Source organism: Flavobacterium sp., from assembly GCF_013822155.1.
Classification (GTDB): domain Bacteria; phylum Bacteroidota; class Bacteroidia; order Flavobacteriales; family Flavobacteriaceae; genus Flavobacterium.
The window spans coordinates 1-4290 of sequence record NZ_PNJW01000101.1 but is presented as its reverse complement, the minus strand read 5'-3'; the positions used below and the strand labels follow the sequence as shown (position 1 = coordinate 4290).

At 30.0% G+C, this 4290-nt stretch carries 4 protein-coding genes and 1 pseudogene; 4 read left to right on the top strand and 1 reads right to left on the bottom strand.

The annotated features are described in order from the left end of the window. Positions 1 to 1350, bottom strand: a pseudogene (locus tag C0512_RS14710) (translocation/assembly module TamB); the annotation flags it as partial. 200 nt (positions 1351 to 1550) lie between these two features. Between C0512_RS14710 and tsaD the strand changes: the two are divergent. The 4 genes from tsaD to C0512_RS14690 form a co-directional block, all read left to right on the top strand. Continuing rightward, positions 1551 to 2573: a tRNA (adenosine(37)-N6)-threonylcarbamoyltransferase complex transferase subunit TsaD gene (gene tsaD / locus C0512_RS14705; RefSeq protein WP_290862903.1), complete on the top strand. Its 1023-nt coding sequence runs from the start codon at positions 1551 to 1553 to the stop codon at positions 2571 to 2573. Then, a complete protein-coding gene (locus C0512_RS14700; protein ID WP_290862901.1) occupies positions 2573 to 3277 on the top strand; it encodes a 16S rRNA (uracil(1498)-N(3))-methyltransferase in 705 nt (234 codons plus the stop codon). The genes tsaD and C0512_RS14700 overlap by 1 nt, the downstream gene beginning before the upstream one ends. 9 nt (positions 3278 to 3286) lie before the next feature. Next, the gene (locus C0512_RS14695; protein ID WP_290862899.1) at positions 3287 to 3928 is read left to right on the top strand and encodes a DUF4159 domain-containing protein; all 642 of its coding nucleotides are present in this window, start codon (positions 3287 to 3289) and stop codon (positions 3926 to 3928) included. Between the two features lie 42 nt (positions 3929 to 3970). Next, a partial coding sequence (locus tag C0512_RS14690) for an AI-2E family transporter (RefSeq protein WP_290862897.1) occupies positions 3971 to 4290 on the top strand: 320 nt, incomplete at its 3' end.

Genomic DNA, 4290 nt, shown 5'->3' with positions numbered 1-4290 from the left:
AATTCCTGTGTAAGTGTAATTATTATATTCAAGTTTACTGATTTTACCATTAAATTTTGTGTCTATCAATTTTAATGTAAAACCTTTTCCATCAACATCAGAATTCATAGAAACTAATCCAAGTTCATTTCTGTTTAATAATAAACCCACATTAAAATTATCTAAAATCACATTACCTTTATAGGTTGCATTATCAATATTATCAATATTTGACATGACTAAATCTGTTTCTAGATTACCCAATGAAGAAGTCATGAAAAAATCAGTTTTAATTGATTTTGTGGTTATATCAGCATTCCCAAAAATTGTAAACTGTCCTAATTTTTTCAAGGAACTTGGCAATGATTTCCCCAAAATATTAGGCAATAAAGCGGCTAAATCATCGTGATTTGAAGTAAGCTTGTCGAATTTGCCTTTTAAGAAAAAGCCTTGTTTTTCATCACCAAATAAGTTTTTAAAATTTATATCACCAATAATTTTAGTATTATTCAAATCAACTAAATTTAACTGATTAGTATGAAAATCATTTAAAGTCCCTAAAATTGAAGCCGTAAAATTGAATTTATTGTTTTTTCCTAACTCTTTGTAGAAATATCCGATATCATTTGTTGCAACAGAAGCTGTATCTACCTTTATATCAAATACTACTTTATTATTAAAATCTGAAAAATCTTCTCTTTTATAACGAAGAGCAACATCAGCATTTAACAATGAATTTTTAGTTAAAAGCTTCAGTTTTTGAAGTAAAATATTCTTTTTGGTATAAGTAAATTGAGTTTTTAAGTTTTCAACCTTCATTCCTCTGAAATCCATAAAAGACATTTCTGTAATAGCAGTAGTTACATCTGTTCCTTTAATTTTAAATCCATCTAATTGGGCATTAATTTTTAAAAATTCCAATATCTTTGGGTTTTCGCTATTCTCATCAATCATTGTAAAATGACTGTTTTTCAAATAAATAGCATTGGCTTTCATCAAAAATTTTCCGGTAGAAGGTGTACCATCATCAAAAGCACTTACAAATTTATCCAGATTGGTTTCTTTTTCGCTTTTATATTGTTTTAAGTCAAAAATTAATCCATCCATTCTAATATCTCCAAATAATAAATCACCATTGTACAATTTATTAAAATCTAATATGTTAGTTTTTAATCGATTAATATAAAAAAGCGTGTCTTTATGGTGGTCTTTAATCAAAACCTTCTTAAGTTTAACTCCACCAAAAACGGTCAAAGCAACTTGCTCAACATTAATATCAGTACCATAATCTTTATTGATTTGTTCCGTAATATATTGTCCAATTTTAGTTTGAACCACGGGTAACGACAAAAGAATGCCGAGTATCAGCACTAGTAGCAGAAAAACCACTAAAAATCGTAATACTATTTTTTTAAATTTTTTGATACCCCTATTTGTTATAAATTTGTAACGTTTATTGTAAAGTTATAATTTTACAACAACACAAAAATAAATAATTTTAACATAAGAAATTTACTTTCTTATACGCTAAATTATTGGTAACAAATATAGTTCAAAATTCGTGCCTCTTTATGACACTTGACCCCATTTTTATATTAGCAATCGAAAGTTCCTGTGATGATACAGCTGCTGCTGTGTTGCAAAATGACAAAGTATTATCCAATGTTGTTGCCAATCAGCGTATTCATGAGGAATTTGGCGGAGTTGTGCCTGAATTGGCCTCAAGAGCACATCAACAGAATATTGTGCCGGTTGTTGATTTAGCCTTAAAAAAAGCAGGTATTTCTAAAAAGCAACTTCATGGTATTGCCTTCACACAAGGTCCGGGTTTAATGGGCTCCCTTTTAGTTGGAAGTTCTTTTGCTAAATCATTTTCAATGGCATTAGGAATTCCGCTCTTGGCCGTTAATCACATGCAAGCTCACATTTTAGCTCATTTTATTGATGAGGAAGGTTTTGATAAACCAACTTTTCCATTTTTAGCTTTAACCATTTCCGGTGGTCATACTCAAATCGTGAAAGTTAACCACTTTTTTGATATGGAAATTATTGGTGAAACAACCGATGATGCCGTGGGTGAAGCGTTTGACAAAACAGCTAAAATCTTAGGTCTACCCTATCCTGGTGGTCCTTTGATTGACCAATTTGCTAAAGAGGGAAATCCAAAAGCATTTGGATTTACAAAACCCAAAGTAGAAGGTTTAAATTTTAGTTTTTCGGGTTTAAAAACACAAATTTTATATTTCGTTCAAAAAAAAACAGCATTAAACCCAAATTTTATTGAAGAAAACAAAGCAGATATCTGTGCTTCGGTTCAATTCACTATCATTCAAATTTTAAAGGAAAAATTAAAGTTGGCTGTCAATCAAACCGGCATTAAACAAATTGCTATTGGTGGTGGTGTTTCTGCTAATTCAGGAATTCGAAAAACGTTGAAAGAAGCAGAAGCAAAATTTGGATGGAAAACATTTATTCCTAAATTTGAATATACCACTGATAATGCAGCCATGATTGGGATTGTTGGTTACCAAAAATACTTACATAATCAATTTGAAAAGGCCTCTGTCGTTTCAAAAGCAAGAATTGAATTTTAATGCAACTTTTTTATTTTCAACATATAGATAAAGATTCTAAACAATTTTCTTTTGACAAAGAAGAAAGCAAACATATCAATAAAGTTTTACGTAAAAAGGAAGGAGATATATTATTCGTAACCAATGGTTTAGGATTATTATTTAAAACAGAAATTATTTTGGCATCTGATTCAAAATGTACCGTAAGTATTATCTCCTTTGAACAACAGGTAAAATCAAAAATCCATTTGCATTTAGTTGTTGCTCCAACCAAAATGAATGATCGATATGAATGGTTTTTAGAAAAAGCAACAGAAATTGGAGTTCAAGAAATTACTCCTATTATTTGTGAGCATTCTGAACGAAAAGTTATAAAATCGGAACGTTTTGACAAAATTTTGCTATCAGCAATGAAACAGTCCAATCAATATTTTTTACCTATTCTTAATGAATCTATCACATTGAAGGAATTTCTAAAAAAAGAAATTGTAGGTCAAAAATTCATTGCTCATTGCGAAGAAACTAACAAAAAAACGTTGAAAGATTGTTTACAAAAAAGTGAAAATTGCACCATTTTAATTGGACCGGAAGGTGATTTTTCATCAAAGGAAATTCAATTAGCCCTAGAGAATCAATATATTCCCATATCTTTGGGAAATACTCGTTTGCGAACTGAAACTGCTGCAGTTGTGGCTTGTCATTCGGTTGTATTTGAAAATGAATAAATTCGTTTTATGAAAAACATTTTTTTAGCCTTTTTAATTTTAATTGGATTTCAAACTTTTGCTCAGGAAATTGCCTTACTAAAATATAATGGCGGCGGTGATTGGTATGCTAATCCAACTTCTTTACCCAATTTAATTAAATTTTGTAACCAAAATATTAGTACCAATCTAAAAAATAAACCGGCAACTGTTGAACCCGGCAGTCCAGATTTACTCTCGTATCCGTTTGTTCATATGACGGGGCATGGAAATGTTGTTTTTAATGATAATGAAATCTTAAACCTTAGAAACTATTTAACTTCCGGAGGATTTATACATATTGATGATAATTTTGGGATGGACAAATACATTCGTAAAGAAATCAAGAAAATTTTTCCGAATAATGAGTTAGTTGAAATTCCATCCACACATAAAATCTTTCAAGGACCGTTTTCTTTCCCAAACGGATTGCCTAAAATTCATGAACACGAAAATCAAAAACCACAAGCATTTGGAATTTTCATTGAAGGCAGATTAGTACTATTTTACACCTTTGAGTGTGATTTAGGTGATGGCTGGGAAGATGAGGAAGTGCATAATGACCCAAAAGAAGTAAGAGAAAAAGCATTGAAAATGGGTGCAAACTTAGTCCATTATGTTTTTACAAATTAGTTCAAATTAAATCGTTAATTTTATAACTAATACATTTTTAAAATGACTTCAAAAATAATAGCCGATGGAATCTTAAAAGCATTAGGAAAATTAGTCCTGATAGCTCTGATTTTGTTTTTCATTTATGCCATTCGAACCATCTTGATTTATTTGATAGTAGCCTTAATTCTAACCCTAATTTTAAATCCAATCGTAGAGTTTTTTAAAAACAAATGTAAATTCAATAATTTATGGGCAGTCATTACCACCTTTACATTATTGGTAGTGGCCGTTAGTTTATTTATTTTAATGTTTATACCTTTAATTTCTTCACAAGCAAATAGTTTATCATTATTAGATACTAATGCCATTCAAGAAAAAAT

Coding starts and splice junctions, on each gene's coding strand:
- tsaD (WP_290862903.1), top strand. CDS start 1,551: ATGACACTTGACCCCATTTTTATATTAGCAATCGAAAGTTCCTGTGAT.
- C0512_RS14700 (WP_290862901.1), top strand. CDS start 2,573: ATGCAACTTTTTTATTTTCAACATATAGATAAAGATTCTAAACAATTT.
- C0512_RS14695 (WP_290862899.1), top strand. CDS start 3,287: ATGAAAAACATTTTTTTAGCCTTTTTAATTTTAATTGGATTTCAAACT.